Here is a 24254-nt window from a genome sequence, read left to right on the forward strand (position 1 = left end):
AGGAAAGGACATCCGCCATGACTCAATCATCATTTTCCAGCTTGAACAGACGTCAAATTCGGGAGCGGCTTCAATCTACAAGCTATGATGTGCTCATTATCGGAGGAGGCATTACAGGAGCCGGCATCGCGCTGGATGCGGCGGTTCGAGGCTTGAATACGGCTATTATTGAAATGCAGGATTTTGCCGCTGGCACGAGCAGCCGTTCCACGAAGCTGGTACATGGGGGTTTGCGTTATTTGAAGCAGGGGGAAATCAATCTCGTGCGCGAAGTTGGACGCGAGCGGGCGATTGTATACGACAATGCCCCTCATGTTGTCGTCCCGGAACGGATGCTGATGCCTATCATTGAAGGAGGCACTTATGGGAGGTGGGCTACCTCGATCGGCTTATATGTATACGATTGGCTGGCAGGGGTAAAGAGAGCGGAGCGCAGGACGATGTTGAGCAAAGAGCAAACGCTTAAAAAGGAGCCGCTTCTGCGCAGCGATAAGCTGAAGGCCGGCGGTTACTATGTTGAGTACCGGACGGATGATGCGCGGTTGACGATAGAAATTATGAAAAGCGCAGCAGCCCGGGGGGTTACGGCGCTTAACTATATCAAGGCGGAGTCGTTCGTCTACGATGATAACGGACACGTAGCCGGCGTTACGGCCAGGGATATGAATGACGGCACGACCATTGCGATTTCCGCCGCCAAAGTGGTAAACGCAGCTGGCCCTTGGGTGGACACGCTGCGCGAGCTCGATCGCTCCAAGACGGGCAAACGGCTGCACTTGACGAAAGGCATTCATATCGTTATCGATCAGTCTCGCTTCCCGCTGCGGCAGGCAATCTATTTCGATACGCCAGACGGCCGGATGGTGTTTGCCATTCCGCGGGACGGCAAGACGTATATCGGCACGACGGACACGAATTACGAGGGCGAGTTGGAGCATCCCCGCATGACGCGTGAAGACTTGCTCTATTTGCTGCGGGCGGCCAATTACATGTTCCCCACGATAGCGTTAACAGAGAACGATGTGGAATCATCGTGGGCAGGGCTTCGACCGCTTATCCACGAGGACGGGAAATCACCTTCCGAGCTGTCGCGCAAGGATGAAATCTTTCTGTCTCCGTCCGGCTTGATTACGATTGCCGGAGGCAAGCTGACGGGATACCGCAAGATGGCGGAGCGCGTCGTCAATCTCGTGACGAATCAATTGGGGACTGCCAGAGGGAAAGCCTATCCGAGCTGCTCGACAGACCGCGTTGTATTGTCGGGAGGGGATGTACCGGGGCAATTTGCCGACTTTTGCTCGGAGTGGACGCGCCGCGGCCAGGCGCTCGGCTTGAGTGAAGCGCGCGCCAAGGAAATGGTGATGTTATACGGAATGAACGTGCAGCATGTGTTTTCCCGTATGGAACATGACCGGCAAGCAGGCAATCCATGCGAATTGCCTGCGGATGTCATGGCCGCGCTCGTCTATGGAGTGGAGGCAGAGATGGTAACGCGCCCGGTTGACTTTATCGCGCGTCGTACAGGTGCCGTGAACTTTCGCATCTCGACAGCGAAGGAGTGGCTGAAGCCGGTTGCGCGCTTTATGGCGGAAATATTCGGATGGGATGCCGTGACTGAGGAACGCTATGTGCGGCAAGCAGAGGAAGAAATCGAATATGCGGAGATACCCGTGGAATAAGGCTGGATACGGTCCGCTCCGATAAGCTGGCATGACAAAGCCGAAGCTTGCGCAATGCAGGCTTCGGCTGGTCTTGGGAAGAGCTATAGCTGCTCTGTAACCCGCCTCAAATCCCCACTTTCACGTAATTCGGGACGTTCGAGAAGATTCCGTCAATGCCTGCGGAACGCAGCGCTACGGCCCATTCCGGACGGTCAACCGTATAGGCGTATACTTTGCTGCCGATGGCATGGCACGCGGAAATAAACGCTTCGTTCGCGAAGGAGAAGTGTGGATGGACGCTGTATACCGGAAATGGCAGCGAGCGAATGTAGTTTTCGGGCTGATACAGCCGATCGCCGAACAGGACGCCAAGCTTAATTCTGGGCTCCAGCTCGGCGATGGCAGCCAAAGAATAGTGGTCGAAAGAAGAGACGATGACGCGATCGATCATGCCGCGTGCGGACAACGCTTGAATAAGCTTTTGCTCGATTCCTTTGTAGAAAAACGGCACGTTTTTAATTTCAATGTTCGTTATTACCCCGGTATCCGCCACAGCGTCCAAATAATCGTCCAGCAAAGGCAGGCGTTCCTTCGCGTAGTCGGAATGGAACCAACTTCCCGCATCCAGCTGGGACAGCTCTTCATATGTACAATCTGCAACATATCCGCTGCCGTTCGTAGTTCGCTTCACGTTCTCATCGTGAATAATGATGAGCCGCCCATCCTTCGTCTGCTGAATGTCGAGCTCGATGCCTTCACAGCCCATGTCGACCGCCTTGCGAAATGCGGCCATCGTATTCTCGGGCGCATACCCCGATGCCCCGCGGTGTGCAAATACGAACAACATCACCACCGACCTTTCCTGATTCAAATTTTGAATGCCGGCAAGCCAGACGGATCGCTGCACCGCTCTGTCATGCCGGCATCGCACGCTGCCTTATTTTGGCGCGTTAATTTTGTTGTCCTCCTCGATCAGCTTGTTGACTTTTGCGGTTAATTCCTCGACGACCTTCTTCGGCTCGTCTCCTTGGTACAGCTTCTCGATAGAGGTCGCTACCTCGTTGCGCGTTTCCGGGAAGACGGAGATGAGGGCGCCGCGTGTGGCCGTGCCGGGCTTGGTAAGCTGCAATTGCTTAACCGTCGTCAGGAACGGAGGGGCCTCTGCATACTTGTCTTTGAGCAGCTGTTCTTCATGCGCCGCTTTCGTAATCGGAAAATATCCGGTGCCAGCCGCCCATTCCGCCTGTACGGAAGGCTCGGTGACGTATTTCATGAAATCCCAAGCGCCTTCCTTCTCTTCCTCTGCCACGCTGTTCAAAAGCCATAGCGACGCCCCGCCGACAATGACTCCATTCGGCTCCTTGCCGTCCGGCGTCGGGAGGAAACCAGTGCCGACCTCGAACGGCGACGCTTTCATGACCCCTGCGAGTCCTGCGGTCGAATCCATATACATGGCGACTTTGCCGGCGCTGAACGCCGCGCGAATGTCATCCCATTTACGGCCGTAATTTCCCAGAGTCCCTTCTTTATTCATATCATTCAACCACTCAAAGATGCCAAGGCTTTCGGGAGAAGCGAGCAAAGATTTAGTCGCAAGCCCGTCACGCCCGTTGCCGTTGTCGACGAAGTCGGCGCCTTGGTTGGCAAGCAGCTGCTCGATGAACCAGCCGTATACGAGCAGGGCGAAGCCTTTTTCATTGTTGGCGCCGTTCGTCAGCTTCTTAGCGGCCGCGCGAATTTCGCCAAACGTGCCGGGCGGGTTCTCCGGATCGAGTCCCGCTTCCTTGAACTTAGTTTTATTGTAAATCAAAATGGCGTTGGAGGTGTTAAATGGAAAGGAGTACAGCTTGCCCTCCACTTGATAGTAGCTTAATATATTGTCCTCCCATTGAGAGAGGTCGAAGTTGTCTTTATCGATAAAATCCTGCACAGGCTGAATGTAGCCGCTGTTAACCATGTATTTCGTGCCTATCTCCTGCACCTGCATCAATGTCGGCGCTTCGGGCGTTCCGCCTACGGTCTTCAGCTTCGTTAACGATTCTTCATAGGAGCCTTGGAAGATCGCGTCAACCGCATATTTGTCCTGCTTCTTATTGTAATCGTCCGCCATCTTGCTGATAAGCTCCCCGCTCTCTCCGCTCATGGCATGCCAAAATGTCACCTTGATGCGGCCATCTTCCGATTTTCTCGCTTCCGAGCTTGACGAATTGCTGCAGCCTGCCGCCGCCAGCACAAGCGCCGCAGACAGCAGCAGCGCCAGCCATGTTTTTTTCATGCAATGAATCCCCCTATTATCATTTTTTGTCCAATGAGGAGCAATTTCTTTTATCCTTTCAATGCTCCTGACATCAAGCCGCGTCTAAGCTGCTTAAGGCTCAGGAACAAGAAAAGCAGCGTCGGGACAAGCACGATAACGACTCCGGCCATGACAACCGGCCAGTTCGTATTCGTTTCTTGCGCCTGCATCATTTTGAGTCCAATCTGTACGGTGCGGACATTGTTGTTCGTCGTCGTCAACAGCGGCCATAAATACATGTTCCAGGTCGTAAGGAATCCATATACGCCCAGTGCGCTCAGCATCGGCATGGAGAGCGGAACGACGAACGACACGAGATACCGCGCACGTCCGCATCCCTCGAGCTGAGCGGATTCATATAGTTCGTGCGGCAAGGTCAGGAAATGCTGGCGCAGCAGAAAGACGCCGAACGCAAGCGCGAAGAAAGGCAAAGACAGCCCTTGATATGTATTCACCCAATTCAGGCCGACAATTGTCAAATAGTTCGGAATCATCGTCGCTTCCCATGGAATCATCATCGTAGAGATGAGCAGAAAGAAAATGAAGTTGCGCCCTCTGAAAGGGATGAACACGATAGCGTAGGCAGCAAGACAACAGACGATGATTTGCCCTATCATGACGGTCAGTGACACGATTAGGCTGTTCAGCATAAATTTCATCAACGGAACGCTCTTTAGCGCAAGCGTGAAATTTTCGAACATGAAGCTGGCGGGAAACAGCTTCCCCGTCATAATTTCCTCTGATGTCATCAAGCTAGCAAGCACGGCATACACGATCGGAAAGAACATGAGGATGGATGCCGCGATAAGCAGAAAGTAGAATATGCCTTTCTGGCAAAGTGACATTCTCATTGATAGTGCACCTTCTTTTCCCCGACTTTGAATTGAATGATGGTGGCAATCAGGACGATGAGGAACAGGATGATGGCTTGGGCGCTCGCGATGCCGAATTTGTAGTGGATGAATGCATTCTGATAGATGGAGTAAACAATGAGATTCGTCGATTCAGCAGGTCCGCCCTTGGTGAGAATATCGATCTGGCCGAACGACTGGAACGAATGGATGACGGTGACAATGATGACGAAGAACAGAGTCGGCGATACCATCGGCAGCGTGATGCGGAACAAGCGGACCCAGTAGCCGGCACCGTCGATTTTAGCGCTTTCATACATATCTTCCGGTATACCTTGCAGTCCGCCAAGCAAAATGATGTAGTTGAAACCGATACCCATCCATACGCTTGTGGCGGCAACGGAAATGAGCGCCCATTTCGGATCGGTCAGCCACTGAATCGGGGCGATGCCGATCCAATCGAGCGCATGGTTCAGAAACCCGATGCTCGGATGGAACAAAAACAAAAAGATCATCGACCCGGCGGCGACCGACACCCCGACGGTGGAGGAGAAAACAATGCGAAAGAACTGGATGCCGCGCAGCCGCTCGCTTGAAATGACGGCTAGAAAGAAAGCGATGGCAACGCCGAGCGGCACGGTGTACAGGACGTAGAGAAAGGTGCCGCGCAAGCTGGTCAGAAAGCTGTCGGATTGAAACAATTGCACGTAATTGTCCAGACCTACAAACAGTACCGGAATACCGCGGGCATTGGTCGTGAAGAAACTGTAATAAAGCGTTTTCAACATCGGATAGAACGTAAATACAATCATAATAATAAGCACAGGACTCAGATACAGCAGACCGGCTGCGAGCAATCGAAGCCCCGAATCTTTGTTCCTAGCCACGTTCCTGCCGGAATGGCTCATGTGGTCGCATCCCCCTTAGGATAAGTCATCGTTATGTCTCTTCAGAAAAAAAGAAGACCACAAGGCTGCCAAATAGCCGTTAAGGCTACCTGAATCATTGATGGTCTTCTCCGCTTCACGAAACCGGAATATTAACTTGCACCAAGTATAATTCACAAAATATTAAAAATCAACATAAATTTAACTTGGAAAATACAAGGATAACGCTTGACAAAATATCAATTGACTCAATCGGAGGCTGGAAGTACGATATTCGTAGATTTACACTGAATAAACCTCTAAATAGGGGAGGCCCAGACGATGTACTTCGCCAATCAGCCAATCCTGCCAGCCGTCCGGCAGATGAAAGACTTTGAAAAGCTGCTTACTAGTCCGTTCGAATACTTGGTCTTGCTCGATGTTCATATTGCGCAATTAAAGCCTATCTTTCAGATGGCCCAGCCGTATCATAAAAAATTGCTGCTGCACGTCGATCTGATTCAAGGGCTGCAAAGCGACAGTTACGCGGCAGAGTTTCTATGTCAGGAATTCAATCCTTATGGATTGCTGTCCACGAAGGCGAACGTCATTATACGCGCCAAGCAGAAAGGTGTCATTGCGATCCAGCGTATTTTTTTGATCGACAACAGTTCCTTCGAGAAGAGCTGTTCCTTGCTTGAAAAAACAAATCCCGATTTTATCGAAGTGCTGCCGAGTCCGATGCTGCACGTCATGAACAATAGCAAGCAGGGCCCTGACATCCCGCTTCTTGCCGGCGGATTCATCCGCACGACCGCGGATGTGGATGAAGCGCTTGGCGCAGGGGCCGTAGCGGTCACCACATCCAGCAAAGAGCTGTGGAAGCATTATGCGGATCACGGCGCCGACCGTGTCAAGGCATAGCACCAGGTGTCACTCCTATAAAATGCGAATTGCCGGGCATGCACGGAACGTGGCAGAGTTACTCAACGAGCAACCCGGAACAGCGCATGGTTTGGCCTGAATTGTGAAATGCTACTCATGTTATGCCAAGCTTGACTTGACAGCATGAGGAGGATGTATTGATGAGCACGTACCGGGACAATAACAGACGCAATGCGAGCAGCTACACAGAACAGGCCGATGCGGTCGTCAGCCGCTCCAACGCGCCCCTTGGCAAAAATGAAGACGTCGAGTTCTCGATGGACCAAGCGGATGCCGCAGATATGAAGGCGTTGGAGCGCGCGCGTCAGGCGGATGAACGGGCTGAGCAGTCATGACTTATGTCGAGGCGCGGTTTGCCGCCGGGGCTGCGGCCGATATGTGCGAACGAAAGCTGAGCGCATTGCGGGCCCATGATATTCGAGTTACCCAGGCTGATGAAGGCTACATCGTAAGCGCCGACGTTACCGACTCAACATTGGACCAAGTATACGCCGTTCTGCGCGAACATGACGGCACTCCGCTGAACGAGTAGAATGAGCGTACGACCCGATGGCTACCGGATTAAAACTCCTGCATTCGAATGACTCTTAATGAGCTCTCGTTGTATGGAGTTTTATTTTTGTGTACAATAAATAGAATGTGTAGACATGATGAAAATAGAATGAGGCATAGGGGGATGTACGATCGTGCATTGGCATGAATTAACGATACATACGACAGAAGAAGCCATTGAAATGATATCGAATTTCCTGCATGAAGCGGGAGCAGGCGGCGTGACGATTGAAGAATCGGGAACGCTGAACAAGGAGCGGGATACTTCGTTCGGACAGTGGTATGAGCTGCCGTTGAACGATATTCCGGAAGGACAAGCTATTGTGCAAGGGTATTTTGCCGACGGGACCGATCTGCGCTCCATTGAAGCGGAGGTGAAAGCTCGTATCGAGGAGCTTCGCACGTACGACATCGATCCGGGAGAGGCAGCTATGTCGTGGCGCACCGTTCATGAAGATGATTGGGCCAATGCGTGGAAAAAATATTTCAAGCCGATTCGTGTAACGGACCGGTTGACGATCAAGCCGACTTGGGAATCCTACAGCCCTACTGAAGGGGAGCGAATTATTGAGCTTGATCCTGGAATGGCTTTTGGCACGGGAACGCACCCGACCACTTCCTTATGCCTTCGCACGCTGGAAAGCGTCATTCAGGGCGGGGAAGATGTGATCGACGTCGGAACGGGCTCCGGCATTCTGGCTATCGGCGCATGCAAATTGGGCGCGAAGCATGTGCTCGCAATTGACTTGGATCCTGTAGCCGTCTCAAGCGCATACGAGAATAGCCGCCTTAACGGCCTGGAATCCGAGATTACGGTTCGCGAGGGCGATTTGCTGCACGTCATCAAGACGAACGGGCAGGAGGAAGGAACCGGCTTCGGCGTTACGCTTCCGGTCCAGATTGTGGTGGCGAACATTTTGGCTGAAATCATTCTGCTCTTTATCGATGACGCGCTTGCGGCGCTTCAGCCTGGCGGTATATACATCGCTTCCGGTATATATAAGAATAAGGAAGAGGCAGTGGAAGAGGCGCTGAAGGCTGGCGGATTTACAATCGAAGCGAAGCATCGGGAAGCGGATTGGGTCGCAATCGTTGCGCGCAAACCTTCCTAGAGGGGCGGAAACGATATGGATTTTTTAAATAAAATATTTTTTGTTGAGTTGGAGCTGCTCCCATTTCTCGTGCTTGTGCTCTTGGTTGCCTTTACCGTGCACGAATTCGCCCACGCGTTTTTCGCGTGGAAGTTCGGGGATCCGACAGCGAAAATGCTCGGCAGGGTCAGCTTGAACCCGACGAAGCACATCGACTTTCTCGGCTTGCTGTTCTTCGTCATCGCAGGCTTTGGATGGGCGAAGCCGGTACCGGTCAACCGCGACAATTTCAAGCATCCGCGTCTAATGAGCATCGTCGTCTCCGCGGCGGGGCCGCTCAGCAACCTGCTGTTGGCCTTTATCGGCACGCTTCTGTTCCATCTCGGCTTGAAATACGGCTTTGTTAACTTGGAATCGTCTGAGCGTTGGCATGCGGCGGTATATTATTTCTTGAATTATTTCATTACATTCAATGTATTGCTATTTCTGTTCAATCTCATTCCGCTGCCGCCCCTTGACGGTTATCGCATCATCGAGGATTTGGCGCCGCGCCAAATTCGGATTCGGCTGCAGCAATTCGAGCAATGGTCTATTTTTATCTTTTTGTTAATCGTGTTCATTCCGGGACTGCGCAATGTAACGATTCAGCCGTTGTTCAGTCTCATTGAGCCGATTGTGTTCGAGTTTTCGAAAGCCGCGTTGTTCCTTGTTGGAAGATAATCCCGAGGATAGCTGCGCCTTGAAAAATGTTGTCAGGCGGTAGCGCATCTCGCGCAAAACATGTATGATGAGGAATGTTGATTACAATGCAAAAATACTTTATTGCCCCGGAGCAGTTCGGGGAACAACACATACAGATTACAGGCAATGACGCGCACCATATTATGAATGTAATGAGAGCGAAGCCCGGCGCCATCGTACTTGTGAGCGACGGCGCCAGCCGCGAGGCGAAGGCGGCGATCGAACGCTGCGAGAACGGCACCGTGGAAGCGCGAATCGTAGAGCTGCTGGACGCGGACCGGGAGCCGGCCGTGCTCGTATCGATTGCCCAGAGCTTGCCAAAAGGCGACAAGATGGAGCTTATCATTCAGAAATGCACGGAAATCGGCGCAGGGCGCTTCATCCCCTTCGTATCGGAGCGCACGATCGTTCAATACGATCAGAAGAAGGAAGCGAAGCGTCTGGAACGGTGGGGCAAAATCGCAAAAGAAGCGGCGGAGCAGTCGCACCGCAACCGCGTGCCCGCCATCGATTCGGCCGTGTCATGGAAGGCGCTCGCGGAGCATTTCAGCGGACACGATCTTGTGCTGCTATGTTATGAGGATGAAGCCGGAACGCTGCTGCGCGATGTGCTTGAACCTTTTTATAAGACGTTTCACAGCGAGACGGCGCAGCCGCAGCAAGCAGCTCGCATTCTGGTCATTATCGGGCCGGAGGGCGGGTTTTCAGCGCGTGAAGTGGAAGCTGCGGTAGCGGCCGGTGCTCGTTGCGTCAGCTTGGGCCGGCGTATACTGCGGGCAGAAACAGCAGGGATGGCGGCATGCGCCTGCATCATGTATCAATTCGGAGAGCTGGGAGGAGTGTGAACGATGCCATCGGTTGCATTTTATACACTGGGCTGCAAAGTGAACTTCTACGATACGGAAGCGATCTGGCAGCTGTTTAAAAATGAAGGCTATGAACAAGTTGATTTCGAACAAACGGCAGACGTTTACTTGATCAATACGTGTACGGTTACGAATACGGGAGATAAGAAGAGCCGCCAAATTATTCGCCGCGCCGTGCGCCGCAATCCCGACGCGATTATTGCGGTTACCGGCTGCTACGCTCAGACTTCGCCGGCGGAAATTCTCGACATTCCCGGCGTCGATCTTGTTATCGGTACGCAGGATCGCGACAAATTGATGGATTATGTGCAGGAGCTGCACGCGGAACGCAAGCCGATTAATGCGGTCCGCAACATTATGAAGACACGCGCGTTCGAAGAGCTGGACGTGCCGGATTTCGCAGAACGGACGCGCGCTTTCTTGAAGATACAGGAAGGCTGCAACAACTTCTGCACCTTCTGCATCATCCCATGGTCCCGCGGCCTGTCGCGCAGCCGCGCAGCAGAGAGCGTGCTGAAGCAGGCGCGCCAGCTTATCGCAGCGGGCTATAAGGAAATTGTGCTGACAGGCATTCATACGGGCGGTTATGGCGATGATATGGAAAATTATGATCTGACCGATCTGCTATGGGACTTGGACAAGATCGATGGCTTGGAGCGTGTGCGCATCAGTTCGATTGAAGCAAGCCAAATCGATGATCGCATGATTGAGGTGCTCAACAAATCAGAGAAAATGTGCCGCCATCTGCACATCCCGCTGCAAGCGGGCAACGATGAGGTCCTTAAACGCATGCGCCGCAAATATACGGTGGAGGAATTCGCCACTAAAATTGCGCGCATTCGGGAAGCGATGCCGAACGTAGCTATTACGACGGATGTCATCGTCGGGTTTCCGGGAGAGACTGACGAGCATTTCCGCCAAGGCTATGAATTCATGAAGCAAGTGGGCTTCTCTGAAATGCACGTATTCCCGTACTCCAAGCGTACCGGCACGCCGGCTGCGCGCATGGAAGACCAAGTGGATGAAGAAGTGAAGCACGCCCGGGTGCATGAACTGATTGATCTGTCCGAGCAGATGCAGCTTGCATATGCGGAGCGGTTCGTTGGCGATGTGGTGGACGTTATTCCGGAACGCTATTCCAACGGCGCTCCAGGAGCTGGCAATCTGATGGGCTATTCGGACAACTACATCCAAGTAATCTTTGAAGGCGACGAATCCCTTATCGGACAAATATGCCGCGTCAAGATTACGGAAGCGGGTGTCAATGAATGCCAGGGTGTGTTGACTCGCGTCTTGGGACAAGGCGTCAACATCACTTCGCAAGCGGCTAACATGTAATTGAGCAACGAGGAGGATTTCAGCTTCCGCTTTATAAGGGGGAGGTGAAATCCTCCTTCTTTTCAGTTAGGATAATAATAATACTTAAGTTATCAATGTTGGAGGAATGCCTTATGAAAGAGATATCAGCCGGTGGTGTCGTATATCGCAAACGTGAAGGGAAGCTGGAGCTCCAATTGATTCAAGATCGTTACGGCAAAATATCGTTGGCCAAAGGAAAAATGGAGCCAGGGGAAACGATCGAAGAGACGGCGCTGCGCGAAATTTGGGAAGAGACGGGAATTCGGGGACGCATCGTTTCCAAGCTCGATACGATTCATTATCAATATGCGCTGCCGCAAACGGGCACCGTCGATAAGGAAGTTCACTATTACCTCGTAGAGGCGGAAACAGGGGATTTGCAGGCTCAGATCGAGGAAATTCGCAGTGTGGACTGGTTCAGTCCACAGGAAGCGTGGGTGAAACAAAAGGGATCCGGCTATGATAATAATGATCATATATTGCTCAAAGCGTGTGAGGAGCTGGGCATTCAGCCGGATCAGCAATAGCCGGCGCAGCGAGCCCGGGAGAGCAATCTGAATCGATTCCAATTCATAAGCAAATTCGATAAGGGGGATTGCAACATGATGGATCCTGCTCAATTGGCGGGTCTGATCGACCATACGCTCCTTAAGCCGGAGGCAAGCCGCAACGATATTGAAAGGCTGTGTGCAGAAGCGAAGCAGCACCGGTTTTTCAGTGTGTGCGTGAATGGAATTTGGGTATCGGCATGCCGGGAACTGCTCTCGGGCTCCGAGGTTCGGATTGCGGCCGTATGCGGCTTCCCGCTGGGAGCGAACGCTTCGCAGGCGAAAGCGTTCGAAGCGGCGCGCGCGGTGGAGGACGGAGCAGCGGAAATCGATATGGTGCTGCAAATCGGGCAGCTGCTTGCGGGAGACTACGAGGCGGTTGAACAAGATATCGCGCAGGTGGTTCGCATGGTGGAAGGCAAAGCGATCGTCAAAGTTATTTTCGAAACAGGCATGTTGAATACCGCGCAGAAGATTGCCGCTTGCAAGGCGGCGGAAGCGGCGGGCGCCCATTTTGTCAAAACGTCAACCGGATTCGGCAAAGGCGGCGCTACAACGGAGGACATTCGCCTTTTGCGGGCGCATGTGCCGCCTCATATTGGCGTGAAGGCGTCCGGAGCTGTGCGAGATACAGCGACTGCATGCGCCATGATTCAAGCCGGGGCGAACCGCATCGGAACGAGCTCCGGCATTGCGATCGTTAACGGAGCCGGTTCCACAGCGGCAAATAACAGAGTGGCAGCGCCAGGAGAGAGCTCCCAATATTGAAGATCGTCTGCGCGCGGGCAATCTGTCCCGCCGCATCGCCGGTCAGCCATGTGGACAGCGCGTGCAGCTGGCCGATGAACGGGTAGAAGAGCAGCGCGCCGCCGACGTTCAGCGCGACGTGGCTCCAGGCGACGAATTGACCGCTGCGGCTGCCGCCGAGGGAGGCGATGAGCGCCGTAAAGCAAGTGCCGACGTTCGAGCCGATCACGATGGCGATGCCGACCTCGACAGGCAGCGCGCCTGTGGCGGATAACCCCATCGCCATGGCGATGATGGCCGCACTGCTGTGCACGAGCGCGGTAATGACCATGCCGGCGGCTACTGCCCAGAGCAGACTGTCGCCGGATCGTTCGAGAAACCACCCGAACAAGCCCCGCTGCTGCAGCGGCTCGCCGATCTGCTTCATCCATTCGATGCCGAGCAGGATGAGCGCAAAGCCTGCGGCCGCAATCGAGCCGTACTGCAGTGGCCTGCACCAAGCTTGCAGGCGGCTCAGCGCAGCTGGACGGTATTCATCGCCCAGCACGGCGGCTATCCAGCAGCCGGCCGCCGTGATTAGCAGCGGGAACGCATAACGATTAATGTCGAGCCCGATGAGCTCGGTCGTCAAGCAGGTGCCGATATTCGTGCCCAAAATGATGCCGAGCGTTCGTGCGAAGCTCATCAGCCCTGCGTTGACAAGACCGATCGCAATGACGGTTATGGCGGTGCTGCTCTGCAGCAGCGCGGTCATTCCGGTGCTGAACAGCATGCCCCGCAGCGGCGTGCGGGTCGATGTATGAAGAAACCGATTCAAATAAGGTCCCGCCCATGCGTGCAGGGCCAGCTCCATCGTCTTCATGCCGAACAGAAAGACGGCAAGGCCTCCGACGAGCGGGTACCAAATTTCTTTAAACATAGAATGCTCCTTTGTCATTTAAAGGTTGTTTAACAAGTCGGGTTCCTGCAACCTTCTGGTGCTGAAAAGGGTCCTTTTTAAACCAGCCGATTATGTTGTCCTTGGTTCAATTTATGCCGCTGACGGGACAACGATGACAAGCTATGAGCCGGAAGGGGAAAAGCAATTGTTAAGACCAAGCATCATATTACACCGTTCGCGGAAAAAACGGATCGAGCGTTCCCACCCATGGGTATTCCAATCGGAAGTGGAGCGCGTGGAAGGAATGCCCGAGCCAGGGGCGCTAGTCGATGTGCTGAGTGCGCAAGGGAAGTATATAGCGACAGGCTATTATAACCCGGCCTCTCAAATCGTCGTTCGTATCGTTGCTTATGCGCCTATTGAAAGCATGGACCGGGAATGGTTTCGGTCGCGCATCGAGCAGTGTCTGGCACACCGTGACCGTTTTCTGCCGAACGCATCTGCTTATCGCCTCATATATGGGGAAGCGGATTTCCTGCCTGGACTTGTCGTAGACCGATTTGATGACGTGCTGGTCGTTCAGATTTTGACGCTCGGCATGGATGTTCATCGGGAAGATATCGCGGGCGCTTTGGTTGACGTGATGCAGCCGCGCGGCATTTACGAACGAAGCGATGTGCCGATTAGAGAACGGGAAGGGCTGGAACAAAAGACAGGCGTGTTGTATGGCGAATGTCCGCGCCATGTCACCGTCAAGGAGAATGAGCTCATCATTGAAGTCGACATCGTGGAAGGACAGAAGACAGGCTATTTCTTCGATCAGAGGGAGAACCGGGCATCCATTGCGCCGCTCATGACCGGCTGGGGCAGACGCAGCGGCATCGTAAGACGGGAAATGGAAAGCGAGAATGGGATCGAGCTGCTTCCTGTCAACGCGAGCGGCAAAGTGGTGACATACCCTTGGTGGGATGGAGCGACAGTGCTGGAGTGCTTTGCCCACACGGGAAGCTTTACGCTTCATGCTTGCAAATATGGAGCCAAGAAGGTGACTTGTCTCGATATTTCTGAGCATGCGATGGAGAGCGCGCGGCGGAATGTCGAATTGAACGGGTTCATGGACCGGGTGGAATTCGTCGTGGCCGATGCGTTTGACTATTTGCGTGGGCAAGTGCGCGGCGTCGAAGAGCGGGCGGAACGAGCGGATGGGCAAAAAAAGACGGATACGTCGAAACCGATGACCGCAGGAGGCGGCCGGACTTGGGATGTGGTCATCCTGGACCCGCCGGCCTTCGCCAAGACACGCAGTGCCGTCGAAGGGGCTTATCGCGGATACAAAGACATCAATCTCCACGGCATGAAGCTGGTCAACGAAGGCGGTTATCTCGTGACCGCCAGCTGCTCCTACCATATGCGCCCGGATAAGTTCATGCAGGCCATTCTCGATGCGGCGCAGGATGCGGGCAAAGTGCTGCGGCTCATCGAGTGGCGGCCGGCAGGCAAAGATCATCCGCAGATCGCGGGAGTAGACGAAGGGCACTATTTAAAGTTCGCTATATTTGAAGTGCGTTCCAAAAAATAATGATGAAAAGAGCACCTTGTCCGCACCGTTAAGATTGTAGTGTGGACGAGGTGCTCTTTGCTATTATTGCTGTGCGGATTCGAGCGGTTCTGTAATAAAAGCGCCGCCAAGCCAGCGGCCATATCCGCCTACAAGGGCCCAGTTCATCTGTCCCGCCAACGTCTGCTCTCCCCAAGAAGTCAGCTCCAGCCGTCCGGCGCCGCCAAGTGGAGGCTGGAACGGTTCGGGAAGCGGGGCGGAATCAGGGGCAAGGCAGAGCAGCGGATGCGTGCCGTCCGTCATTCGTCTTAAGTAACCCCAATATTGCAAATCTCCAAGTCCGTATGCAGGCAATCGCTCTTCGACATAGCGAAAGCAATCCATAAAGGAGGAATATCCTTGAGATACTGCTTCCAAGGTGAGCCGCTCGGCGGCTCCGAGTCCATCGCGTGCGTCTGGGTAGCGGGACAGATGAAAGCGGAGTCCCTCCATGATCGCGCGATATGGAGCGGGCACATCCTGAGAATCGTGCACCCACCGCACCAGCTTCAGCGGATTCGGACATGTATAGGCGAGCCAAGCGCCTTGAAGCCATTCCTTCGCTTCAGGTGTCAACAGGATGGCCTGATCGCGGTAAGGAAGCAGTTGTTCCCCTTGCAGCGCGCCAAACCCTCGATACCGATCGTGTTCCGGATCCGAGGCGATGTCGATCCAGTACAGCTTGGCGTCCGGGTTTTCCCTAACGAGCCGATCGGCCAGACGAAGCAGCATCGTGATGTCGAATAAATCATGCTCGAACCATAGCGCAACGCGGGTGGCGGATTGTATTTCCGATTTCCATGCCCTTTCTTGTTCATTGCTCTTCTGCAAGTAGATGGCTGCCGGAAGTGCGCACATTCGTTCCAATTGCAGGGCGCGGTATGCCAAATAACGTTCGAATTTCGAGTACACAGGCCCTTCCGTCAGCAATTCCGAATATACCCATACGTTTTCGTTCCAATGCTCTTTGGCGAGCGGACGCAGACGTTCTGCGGCACAATCTCCGTTTACGATATGGATCATGGGTATAAGCCTCCTTTACCTAAGTTCTAAAACGAAACCAAGTCAAGCCTCAGCTTCACAGCAAATAACTGGCACCGCTTCCAAACATGTGTTCTAATGCAAGATTGCAATATGCTATAATGGATCCAACTTGAGAATGAAAGTGTACGTTCAAAAATGTCACTTGTCGAACAAACTCTTACCGGCTTAGAGGCTGTTCATGCACTAATAAATATCGTTAGCGACAGTGTAACACAGACCTTGCGTGATCAACAGACGCGATTGGTCGTTACGATTCGAAACGGGGGATAAACATTGCCGTTACATTTTGTTATCGGGCGCTCTGGCAGCGGGAAGACAACGCGCGTATTGAGCCGTATCCGGCAGGAGCTGAGCGAGAAGCCGTACGGACCGCCCGTTATATTGCTTGTGCCGGAGCAGGGGACATTTCAAGCGGAGCATGCGCTAATCTCCGCCGGGGACATCCCGGGTATGCTGCGCGCGCAGGTGCTCAGCTTCCTCCGGCTCGCCTACCGCGTCATGCAGGAAACGGGCGGAACGGCTCTGACGCCGATAAGCGAAGAGGGAAAAAAGATGCTGCTCTACAAAATATTGCAGCGGCGCAAATCCGATTTGCCCCTGTTTGCAGGCGCGGCGGAGCAGTTCGGATTCATCGAGAAGCTTAATGAGCTGTTCGATGAGATGAAGCGGTATCGGATTCAGGCTGGAGAGGTAGACGAGCATTTGGCGTTCGTGGAGAACCATGTGAACGGCCAGCCGCTGTTATCGGCGAAGCTGCGCGACATTGCAGGGGTCATGCATGAGTTCGAAGCGGAGTTGGCCGAGCATTATTTGGATGGAGAGGATGTGCTTGCCCGGCTGTCTGAGGGGATACCTCATTCCAGCTATGTGTGCGAGGCATCGATATGGATAGATGGATTTAACGGGTTCACACCGCAAGAATATGCCGTGCTGGCATCCTTGATGCTGCATGCGCCGAACGTGACCATAACGCTATGCCTGGATCGGGTCTACGAGCCGGGGGATACGCCGCATGAATTGAATTTGTTCCACCCGACGGCCACGACGTTTTTGAAAATGAGAGATATCGCGGACACGCTCGGGGTGGATATCGGCAGCGTAACAACACTCGGCGGCACAGAAGGAACACGGCTGCCGCGATTTGCAGCCTCGGCGATGCTTTCCCACTTGGAACGGCATTTTGAACGGAGAGCGCCGTTCAGGGAAGCGGCCAGCGCTGCGAACAAAGAAGGGAACACGGCGTCTGCGAATGGCGCCGTCACCGTTCATGCCGCCGTGAACCGCCGCGTGGAAGTCGAAGCGGTTGCCCGCGATATATTGCGCCGCGCTCAGTTCGAAGGCGTCCGATGGCGCGAAATGTCCGTCACAGTGCGCAACATAGCAGAATACGGAGAACTGATCGAGACCATTTTCGCCGATGCGAACATCCCCTTTTTTACGGATCAGAAGCAGACCGTGCTGCATCATCCGTTTGTGGAGATGACACGTGCGGCGCTTGATATTTTAATCGGGCATTGGCGTTACGATGCCGTGTTCCGCTTTGTGAAGACGGATTTTTTGCTGCCTGAAGACGGGAGCATGACGCGGGAGCATTTCGACAGACTGGAAAATTACGTGCTCGCATGCGGAATAGAGGGATCTAGATGGACGAACGGCCGGCCATGGCCGGCCGAACCGAGCCTGTCGCTGGATCCAGATGCGCCTGATGTGCCGGGCGAGGCGGAACGGGAGCAGCAGCAGGCAAGAGGCGAAGCGCCCGAGTGGGCGGAGCGGTGCCGTCAAGCCATCGTGGAGCCAGTGTCGGCCTTTGCCCGCTCCCTGACTCGCAGCAAGAACGTCCGCGGCATGTGCGAAGCGATATACGCCTTTTGGATGAACTTGAACGTGCCGCAGAAGCTGGAGCGCATGAGCCAAGAGGCTTTGCTGGACGGTAAAGTGCAGCGTGCGCGCGAACACCGCCAACTATGGGGGGCGATGCTGAACATACTGGATCAGATGGTGGAAATGGTTGGGGAAGAAGAGATGTCTGTCGAGCTGTTCGCCGGAATGCTTGAGACCGGATTTGAAAGCGTAAAGATGGCATTGGTTCCTCCGGCGCTGGATCAGGTGCTCATCGGATCAATGGATCGGACGCGCTCGGGCCAGATTCGGCATGTATATGTGCTGGGCGTCAATGACGGCATCATTCCTGCCCGCCCGATTGAAGACGGGGTATTGACAGAACACGAACGCGACGTGCTGCTGCAGATTGGGATGGAGCTCGCTCCCGGCATTCGCCGCAAGCTGCTGGATGAGCGGTTCGTTATCTATCGGGCGCTGACTTCGCCCAGCGAAAGCTTATGGATGAGCTATGCGCTTGCCGATGAAGAGGGCAAGTCGCTGCTTCCGTCCGAAATCGTGCGCCATGTCCGCAGCTTGTTCCCGCAAGTGCAGGAGCAGCTCATTCTTGCGGAGCCGAACGAATTCATGAGCGAAGAAGAACAAGTCTTCTTCGTATCGCACCCGGAAGCCGCGTTGAAGCATCTGGTCGCCCAATTGAGAGAATGGCGGCAAGGCCGGCCTATCGCTGCAATGTGGTGGGAAGTGTACCGCTGGTTTGCCTCGCAGCCGGCATGGCATGATCGGATGGGCTCCTTGATAAGCTCGCTCATCTATCGCAATCAAGTCGAGCCGCTTGCTTCCAGCACAAGCCGGAAGCTGTATGGAAAGGAGCTGCGCACGAGTGTGTCCCGGATGGAGCGTTTCGTCGCATGCCCGTTTTCTCATTTTGCATCCCATGGCCTGAAGCTGAAAGAACGCCGCTTATACCGTTTGGATGCGCCTGACATCGGCCAGCTGTTCCATGCTGCGTTAAGCCGCTTTGCCATGGATCTGCAGGCGGGCAACCGAACATGGGCCGGCTTGACCCCTGAGGAGTGCCGCGCCGAGGCCGATCGGATCGTGGACCTGCTGGCTCCCCGCCTTCAAGGAGAAATTTTGTTGAGCTCGAAGCGTTACGAGCATATATCCGGGAAGCTGAAACATATCGTCAGCCGTGCCGCTTCGGTTCTGGGTGAACATGCGAAGCGCGGTCAGTTCGAGCCGGTTGCGCTCGAACTGGACTTCGGGCCGGACAAGCCGCTGCCACCGCTCCGCTTTAAGCTCGAAAACGGATGCTCGATGGAAATTATCGGCCGGATCGATCGTGTAGACAAAGCGGTTAATGACCAAGGGGTCCTGCTGCGGGTGATTGACTATAAATCAAGCGCAACGGACTTGAAGCTGCATGAAGTGTATTATGGATTGTCCTTGCAAATGCTGACGTACCTGGACGTGTTGATTACGTATGCAGAGCAATGGCTCGGGACGGCGGCGCTGCCGGCCGGCACCTTGTATTTCCACGTTCATAATCCGCTGTTGCAAGCGTCGAACGGCTTAACTATGGAGCAAGCGTACGATCAATTGCTGAAAAAATTCAAATTGCGCGGCCTCGTCACAGCTGATCGCGACGTCGTGGCCTTGATGGATGAGCCGTTGGAGAAAGGCTACTCGGACATTCTCCCGGTAGCAGTCAAAGCCGACGGATCGTTCTACAGCAACGCTTCCGTCGCGACGACAGAGCAGTGGGACGTGCTGCGCCGCACCGTACGGTCGGTTATCCAACATATAGGCACGCGCATCACGGATGGAGACGTGCAGATTGAGCCGTACCGGCTGGGGACGAAGAAGGCTTGCGATTTTTGTATATTTAAACCGGTATGCCAATTTGACGAACTGGTGGATGGCAATCGATATCATTTACTCCCTCGGTTATCGAAAGAGGAAGCGTGGATGAAGCTGGAAGGAGGGGAGCCGGAGAATGGCACAGCCGAGCAATAAGAACAGTGAAATGGACGTTGACAGCCGCACGCAATCTGGACAGACCGCGAACGCGGACGGGGAGCTCGAACAATTCATGACCCATCCCGATCCCGGGACAGAGGTCGCCGAGGAAGGTCCGGACAACGGCGAGATCGCCGTCCGCGAACTGCCGCCCAAGCCTGCCGACAGCACATGGACGGACGAACAGTGGCGGGCCATCGTCGACGGCGGACAAAATGTGCTCGTTGCGGCAGCTGCCGGCTCGGGTAAGACCGCGGTGCTCGTCGAGCGCATCATCCGCAAAATTAGTGACGAGTCCGATCCGGTTCACGTCGATCAGCTTCTTGTAGCGACCTTTACGAAAGCGGCAGCTTCCGAGATGAGAGAGCGCATCCGGCTCGCGCTTGAACGCGAGCTTGAGGAGAAGCCTGAGTCGGAGCATCTCCGCCGCCAACTGGCTTTATTGAACCGCGCATCGATTACGACGCTGCATTCCTTCTGCTTGGAAGTCATTCAGCGGCATTTTCAGACGGTGTCGCTTGACCCGGCATTTCGCATTGCCAATGAGACCGAGACGGAACTGATGCGCCAAGATGTGCTCGAGGAACTGTTCGAAGAGCGTTATGCCGCCGAGGGGCCTGAATTTAGAAGAATGGTAGATTGGTTCAGCGGGGAGCGCAGCGATGAAGCCGCGTTTCGCTTGGTGCAGCGTCTGTATGACTTCTCGCGCAGCCATCCGTGGCCTGATGCGTGGTTGAACGGAATGGCGGCCGCATTTGAAGTGAAGAGCATCGCTCAGCTCGGGCAGTCGTCCTGGGCAGAGAGCGTCATGGCGGATGCACGGCTTACGCTGAACGGCATCGCCCAACTGCTGCGGCAAGCGAATCGGCTGCTGGACGCGCCGGGAGGACCGGAGCCATACCGCCAGACACTGGAGCAAGAGCTTGCAGGAGCGTTGGCTCTGGCAGAGGCCGCTCGCCGTGAACCATGGGAACAGCTGCATGCCTCTTTTGACTTGCTGACTTTCGGACGATTGGCGGCTTGCCGCGGAGACCAATATGACAAGTCCTTGCAGGAGCAGGTGAAGCGGCTGCGCGATCAAGCGAAAGCACGGCTGCAGCAGTTGCGGGATGAATTGTTCCGGCGCACGCCCGAGGAGTTCTTGAAGGAACTGAACGACCTCGTTCCCATTATGCAGGCGATAGCGGATGCCGTGCGCGCTTTCGGCGAGCGGTTCGAAGAAGCGAAGCGGAAGAAGGGCTGGCTTGATTTTTCTGATCTGGAGCATTACTGCTTGCGCATATTGCGTGGCCAAAACTCGACGCCTGAGCAGGCTATGCCCTCTGAAGCGGCTCTGGAATATCAACAGCAATTCGTTGAAATTTTGTTGGACGAATATCAGGATACGAATATGGTCCAGGAGGCCATCGTGAATTTGATTACGCGTCCCGGCAAAGGCAACCGCTTTATGGTCGGCGACGTGAAGCAGAGCATTTATCGTTTCCGGCTGGCGGAACCGGGACTTTTTTTGCATAAATATCAATCCTATGCCGCTGACGGGAGCGGACGTGGCATCCGTATCGATTTGGCCCGCAACTTCCGCAGCCGTCAAGGAGTCGTTGATGCAGTCAATATGCTATTCCGCCAAGTCATGAGCGCCAATGTGGCCGAATTGTCGTATGACGAAGCGGCCGAGCTTGTGTGCGGGGCATCTTATCCGACGGTGGAGCAAATGGCGGAGGATTTGAACGTCAGCGCGGCCGAGCTTGAGAAGCGGCAACAGTACGCGGCAGAGCTGATGATTATCGAGAAAGGAGGACAAGCCGGATCTGATGCTGCGGGAGCGGAGGACGATGAGGAAGCGGACGCAGCCGCTGACGTGGAGAGCGGGGCGGAAGCGCAAGCCGGACTTGATCCTGCCGAGATAGAGACCGCGCGTTTGGAGGCGCGGGCCATTGCTTCCCGTATCCGGCGTCTGCTGGGGGACGAAGGGGAGCCGCCGTTCCTTGTCTTTGACAAGAAACAGAAGCGTATGCGCCCGGTTACGTATCGTGATATCGTAATTCTGCTCAGAGCTACGCAAGCTTGGGCGCCCCTGATGGTGGAAGAGCTGCGGCTGGAAGGAATTCCGGCTTATGCGGAATTCAACACGGGGTATTTCCGCGCAACCGAGGTCGAGGTCGTGCTGTCGCTGCTGCGGGTCATTGATAATCCGCAGCAGGACATCCCGTTGGCGGCCGTGCTTCGCTCGCCGATTGTCGGATTGACGGCGGAGGAACTGGCTAAAATCCGATTAATGGGAAAAGGCTCTTTCTATGACGCGGTCTGTCTTGCGCTGCAAGCGGAAGCGGATGCCCCTCAAGCTGGCGCCGCGCTATCTGCGGAAGCGGAGCTGCCCGTACTGCCGCTATCTGTCGCGACTGCGGCTGGCCGCGACTGGACAAGCAAGATCCGCCGCTTCATGAGCCGGCTGGAGCAATGGCGCAACGCCGCGCGGCAGGGCAGCTTGTCCGAATTAATATGGCAGGTATACCGGGAGACCGGCTATTACGAATGGGCAGGCGGTTTGGCTGGAGGAATGCAGCGCCAGGCCAATCTGCGGGCATTGTATGACCGTGCCCGTCAATATGAGTCATCGTCCATACGCGGCCTGTTCCGGTTCCTGCGCTTCATCGATCGGATGCGGGATACGGGGGGAGACTTGGGAACGGCCCGCACGCTCGGTGAACAGGAGGATGTCGTGCGCATCATGACGATCCACAAGAGCAAGGGGCTTGAGTTCCCGGTCGTCATTCTAGCCGGCTTGTCCAAGCGCTTCAACCAACAGGATCTGACGGCGCCGTTTTTGATGCATAAGCAGCTCGGCTTCGGCCCGAGATATGTGGATGAGGCTTTGCGCGTAACGTATCCGACCCTGCCGAATTTGGCGATCAAACGCCAGATGCGCATGGAATTGCTGGCAGAAGAAATGCGGGTATTGTATGTGGCCTTGACGCGCCCGAAAGAAAAAATGATTCTCATCGGAACGGTGAATGACGCCGAGAAGGCAATTCAACAGTGGGGCGAAGCATTGGATGTTGACCCGCTGCTGCTGCCGGATTATATGGTGGCGCGGGCCCGGTCTTATCTTGATTGGATCGGACCGGCGGTCATTCGTCACCCGTCTGCGGCGGAATGGCGCCGATATGCAGGTTTGCCGAATCGGAACGGTGAATGCTTGCTGGAGGAACGGGCGGAATGGCAGTTGTCCTTCATGCCGGCATCTGTGCTGGCCGCGGGACTTCCGCTTGAGTCACCCGATGTTGACGAGGAGAGAGCGGCGCTGCTTGAAGCTATCAGCAAGCTGGAGCTGCTTCAGGACAAGCCGCAGTCACCATGGCAGGCATGGATTGAGGAACGGCTCGCCTGGCGCGACCCGCACCGGATTGCGTCCATGCTGCCGGCCAAGACATCCGTTACGGAAATGAAGCGGCTCGCCGCTGCGGAGGAATGGCCGTCGGTCGAGTGGGTCGAACAGCCCGCATCAGGCGAAGAAGCCGCTGCAGACGCGGCTGCGCTTGGGGATGCGGCAATGGAGGCCCTCTATCAATCGGAAGCGGCTGTTGCCACTCAGCCCGTCAGGCACGGGGATTCGGACCGGCTTGGGTATGGGAACGGGTTCACGCTGCATTTGCAGCGTCCGCGCTTTATGGAAGAGCAGCGGGTGACTCCGGCGGAACGGGGCACTGTTTATCATAATTTAATGCAGCATTTGCCGCTGCAGGAGCAGATGACGATCGAGATCATTCAACAGACGCTGGCTCACATGGTTGGCCGGCAGCTCATGACAGAGAAGCAAGCGAAGGCGGTACAAATGGATGCGGTGCTTGCCTTCTTCGAGAGTGAAGTCGGGCAGCAGCTGCTGAAGGCTGACTGGGTGCAGCGGGAACTGCCGTTCAGCTATGGCTTGACAGCCGCTGAAGCATATACGGTTGAGATGAAAAGGCAGTGGCAGGAGAAGCTTACGGCAGAAGAGACGGTACTCGGCGCGTCCGGCGCAGCCGAATCCGCTTCCCGGGAACGGTTCGTTGCCACCTCTACGTTCGCTGCACGCGACGATTCCGGTCTGTTGGATCATGAGACGGTGCTCGTGCAGGGGGTTATCGACTGTCTGTTCGAATGGAATGGGCAGCTCGTGCTGCTTGATTTCAAGACAGATAAGGTGCTGGCCCATCGGGGCGGACTGCCGGCGCTAAGCGAGCATTACCGTTTCCAATTGAATGTGTATGCACGGGCAATTGAACATATTTGGAAACGCCCCATTGACCGCAAGGTGTTGTATTTCTTTGACGCGCGCCAAGCTTGCGAGCTGTAGCGCAGCGTTCGAAGGA

At 54.9% G+C, this 24254-nt stretch carries 19 protein-coding genes; 13 read left to right on the forward strand and 6 right to left on the reverse strand.

From position 1 onward, the window contains the following. The first annotated feature begins 17 nt into the window (after nucleotides 1–17). Entirely contained in the window at nucleotides 18–1679 is a 1662-nt protein-coding gene (locus JSQ80_RS19130) for a glycerol-3-phosphate dehydrogenase/oxidase (protein ID WP_240463724.1), read from the forward strand. Between the two features lie 106 nt (nucleotides 1680–1785). Here JSQ80_RS19130 and JSQ80_RS19135 read toward each other — a convergent pair whose 3' ends face one another. The 4 genes from JSQ80_RS19135 to JSQ80_RS19150 form a co-directional block, all read right to left on the reverse strand. Next, nucleotides 1786–2508: a glycerophosphodiester phosphodiesterase gene (locus JSQ80_RS19135; protein WP_240464177.1), complete on the reverse strand. Its 723-nt coding sequence runs from the start codon at nucleotides 2506–2508 to the stop codon at nucleotides 1786–1788. Nucleotides 2509–2598: 90 nt separating this feature from the next. Further along, nucleotides 2599–3936: an ABC transporter substrate-binding protein gene (locus JSQ80_RS19140; RefSeq protein WP_206096347.1), complete on the reverse strand. Its 1338-nt coding sequence runs from the start codon at nucleotides 3934–3936 to the stop codon at nucleotides 2599–2601. Between the two features lie 50 nt (nucleotides 3937–3986). Continuing rightward, the gene (locus tag JSQ80_RS19145; protein ID WP_087432562.1) at nucleotides 3987–4808 is read right to left on the reverse strand and encodes a carbohydrate ABC transporter permease; all 822 of its coding nucleotides are present in this window, start codon (nucleotides 4806–4808) and stop codon (nucleotides 3987–3989) included. Further along, nucleotides 4805–5716 carry a carbohydrate ABC transporter permease gene (locus JSQ80_RS19150; protein WP_087432563.1) on the reverse strand — a complete coding sequence of 304 codons (912 nt, stop codon included), beginning with the start codon at nucleotides 5714–5716 and terminating at the stop codon, nucleotides 4805–4807. The genes JSQ80_RS19145 and JSQ80_RS19150 overlap by 4 nt, the downstream gene beginning before the upstream one ends. A gap of 300 nt (nucleotides 5717–6016) precedes the next feature. Between JSQ80_RS19150 and JSQ80_RS19155 the strand changes: the two genes are divergently transcribed. From JSQ80_RS19155 to deoC, 9 genes are all read left to right on the forward strand, one after another. Continuing rightward, the gene (locus JSQ80_RS19155) at nucleotides 6017–6598 is read left to right on the forward strand and encodes a glycerol-3-phosphate responsive antiterminator (protein ID WP_087432564.1); all 582 of its coding nucleotides are present in this window, start codon (nucleotides 6017–6019) and stop codon (nucleotides 6596–6598) included. A gap of 161 nt (nucleotides 6599–6759) precedes the next feature. Continuing rightward, on the forward strand, nucleotides 6760–6954 hold the full coding sequence (locus JSQ80_RS19160; protein ID WP_206096348.1) for a YfhD family protein: 195 nt from the start codon (nucleotides 6760–6762) through the stop codon (nucleotides 6952–6954). Next, complete coding sequence (locus JSQ80_RS19165; protein WP_206096349.1) at nucleotides 6951–7151, forward strand: hypothetical protein; 201 nt, start codon at nucleotides 6951–6953, stop codon at nucleotides 7149–7151. Before JSQ80_RS19160 ends, JSQ80_RS19165 begins: the two co-directional genes overlap by 4 nt. A gap of 154 nt (nucleotides 7152–7305) precedes the next feature. Further along, entirely contained in the window at nucleotides 7306–8283 is a 978-nt protein-coding gene (gene prmA, locus JSQ80_RS19170) for a 50S ribosomal protein L11 methyltransferase (protein WP_206096350.1), read from the forward strand. A 15-nt stretch (nucleotides 8284–8298) separates the two neighbouring features. Next, nucleotides 8299–8982, forward strand: a complete 684-nt coding sequence (locus tag JSQ80_RS19175; protein ID WP_087432568.1) for a site-2 protease family protein — start codon at nucleotides 8299–8301, stop codon at nucleotides 8980–8982. A gap of 86 nt (nucleotides 8983–9068) precedes the next feature. Then, nucleotides 9069–9848 (forward strand): 16S rRNA (uracil(1498)-N(3))-methyltransferase, encoded by a 780-nt coding sequence (locus JSQ80_RS19180; protein ID WP_206096351.1) that lies wholly within the window; start codon nucleotides 9069–9071, stop codon nucleotides 9846–9848. Between the two features lie 3 nt (nucleotides 9849–9851). Next, nucleotides 9852–11207, forward strand: coding sequence for a tRNA (N(6)-L-threonylcarbamoyladenosine(37)-C(2))-methylthiotransferase MtaB (gene mtaB / locus JSQ80_RS19185; protein WP_206096352.1), 1356 nt, complete (start codon nucleotides 9852–9854; stop codon nucleotides 11205–11207). A 113-nt stretch (nucleotides 11208–11320) separates the two neighbouring features. Further along, entirely contained in the window at nucleotides 11321–11755 is a 435-nt protein-coding gene (locus tag JSQ80_RS19190; protein ID WP_206096353.1) for an NUDIX hydrolase, read from the forward strand. Between the two features lie 75 nt (nucleotides 11756–11830). Further along, nucleotides 11831–12544, forward strand: a complete 714-nt coding sequence (deoC, locus tag JSQ80_RS19195; protein WP_087432571.1) for a deoxyribose-phosphate aldolase — start codon at nucleotides 11831–11833, stop codon at nucleotides 12542–12544. Here deoC and JSQ80_RS19200 read toward each other — a convergent pair. Next, nucleotides 12477–13442, reverse strand: coding sequence for a Na/Pi cotransporter family protein (locus tag JSQ80_RS19200; RefSeq protein WP_206096354.1), 966 nt, complete (start codon nucleotides 13440–13442; stop codon nucleotides 12477–12479). The two genes, deoC and JSQ80_RS19200, sit on opposite strands and share 68 nt — an antisense overlap. A gap of 133 nt (nucleotides 13443–13575) precedes the next feature. On the opposite strand from JSQ80_RS19200, the gene JSQ80_RS19205 reads away from it, so the two are divergent. Further along, nucleotides 13576–14982: a class I SAM-dependent rRNA methyltransferase gene (locus tag JSQ80_RS19205; protein WP_206096355.1), complete on the forward strand. Its 1407-nt coding sequence runs from the start codon at nucleotides 13576–13578 to the stop codon at nucleotides 14980–14982. A gap of 63 nt (nucleotides 14983–15045) precedes the next feature. On the opposite strand, the gene JSQ80_RS19210 is transcribed toward JSQ80_RS19205, so the two are convergent. Beyond that, a complete protein-coding gene (locus JSQ80_RS19210) occupies nucleotides 15046–16023 on the reverse strand; it encodes a DUF1835 domain-containing protein (protein ID WP_206096356.1) in 978 nt (325 codons plus the stop codon). A gap of 294 nt (nucleotides 16024–16317) precedes the next feature. Between JSQ80_RS19210 and addB the strand changes: the two genes are divergently transcribed. Together addB and JSQ80_RS19220 are read left to right on the forward strand one after the other, a co-directional pair. Then, entirely contained in the window at nucleotides 16318–19902 is a 3585-nt protein-coding gene (gene addB, locus JSQ80_RS19215) for a helicase-exonuclease AddAB subunit AddB (RefSeq protein WP_206096357.1), read from the forward strand. Next, on the forward strand, nucleotides 19883–24238 hold the full coding sequence (locus JSQ80_RS19220; RefSeq protein WP_206096358.1) for a UvrD-helicase domain-containing protein: 4356 nt from the start codon (nucleotides 19883–19885) through the stop codon (nucleotides 24236–24238). Before addB ends, JSQ80_RS19220 begins: the two co-directional genes overlap by 20 nt. Nucleotides 24239–24254 lie beyond the last annotated feature (16 nt).

It is taken from the genome of Paenibacillus apiarius (assembly GCF_017052585.1).
Taxonomy (GTDB): domain Bacteria; phylum Bacillota; class Bacilli; order Paenibacillales; family Paenibacillaceae; genus Paenibacillus_B; species Paenibacillus_B apiarius.

Bases quoted from the DNA above. Each gene is read 5' to 3' on its own strand.
- JSQ80_RS19130 (WP_240463724.1), top strand. From the start codon at position 18: ATGACTCAATCATCATTTTCCAGCTTGAACAGACGTCAAATTCGGGAG.
- JSQ80_RS19135 (WP_240464177.1), bottom strand. From the start codon at position 2,508: ATGTTGTTCGTATTTGCACACCGCGGGGCATCGGGGTATGCGCCCGAG.
- JSQ80_RS19140 (WP_206096347.1), bottom strand. From the start codon at position 3,936: ATGAAAAAAACATGGCTGGCGCTGCTGCTGTCTGCGGCGCTTGTGCTG.
- JSQ80_RS19145 (WP_087432562.1), bottom strand. From the start codon at position 4,808: ATGAGAATGTCACTTTGCCAGAAAGGCATATTCTACTTTCTGCTTATC.
- JSQ80_RS19150 (WP_087432563.1), bottom strand. From the start codon at position 5,716: ATGAGCCATTCCGGCAGGAACGTGGCTAGGAACAAAGATTCGGGGCTT.
- JSQ80_RS19155 (WP_087432564.1), top strand. From the start codon at position 6,017: ATGTACTTCGCCAATCAGCCAATCCTGCCAGCCGTCCGGCAGATGAAA.
- JSQ80_RS19160 (WP_206096348.1), top strand. From the start codon at position 6,760: ATGAGCACGTACCGGGACAATAACAGACGCAATGCGAGCAGCTACACA.
- JSQ80_RS19165 (WP_206096349.1), top strand. From the start codon at position 6,951: ATGACTTATGTCGAGGCGCGGTTTGCCGCCGGGGCTGCGGCCGATATG.
- JSQ80_RS19175 (WP_087432568.1), top strand. From the start codon at position 8,299: ATGGATTTTTTAAATAAAATATTTTTTGTTGAGTTGGAGCTGCTCCCA.
- JSQ80_RS19180 (WP_206096351.1), top strand. From the start codon at position 9,069: ATGCAAAAATACTTTATTGCCCCGGAGCAGTTCGGGGAACAACACATA.
- mtaB (WP_206096352.1), top strand. From the start codon at position 9,852: ATGCCATCGGTTGCATTTTATACACTGGGCTGCAAAGTGAACTTCTAC.
- JSQ80_RS19190 (WP_206096353.1), top strand. From the start codon at position 11,321: ATGAAAGAGATATCAGCCGGTGGTGTCGTATATCGCAAACGTGAAGGG.
- deoC (WP_087432571.1), top strand. From the start codon at position 11,831: ATGATGGATCCTGCTCAATTGGCGGGTCTGATCGACCATACGCTCCTT.
- JSQ80_RS19200 (WP_206096354.1), bottom strand. From the start codon at position 13,442: ATGTTTAAAGAAATTTGGTACCCGCTCGTCGGAGGCCTTGCCGTCTTT.
- JSQ80_RS19205 (WP_206096355.1), top strand. From the start codon at position 13,576: ATGACAAGCTATGAGCCGGAAGGGGAAAAGCAATTGTTAAGACCAAGC.
- JSQ80_RS19210 (WP_206096356.1), bottom strand. From the start codon at position 16,023: ATGATCCATATCGTAAACGGAGATTGTGCCGCAGAACGTCTGCGTCCG.
- JSQ80_RS19220 (WP_206096358.1), top strand. From the start codon at position 19,883: ATGGCACAGCCGAGCAATAAGAACAGTGAAATGGACGTTGACAGCCGC.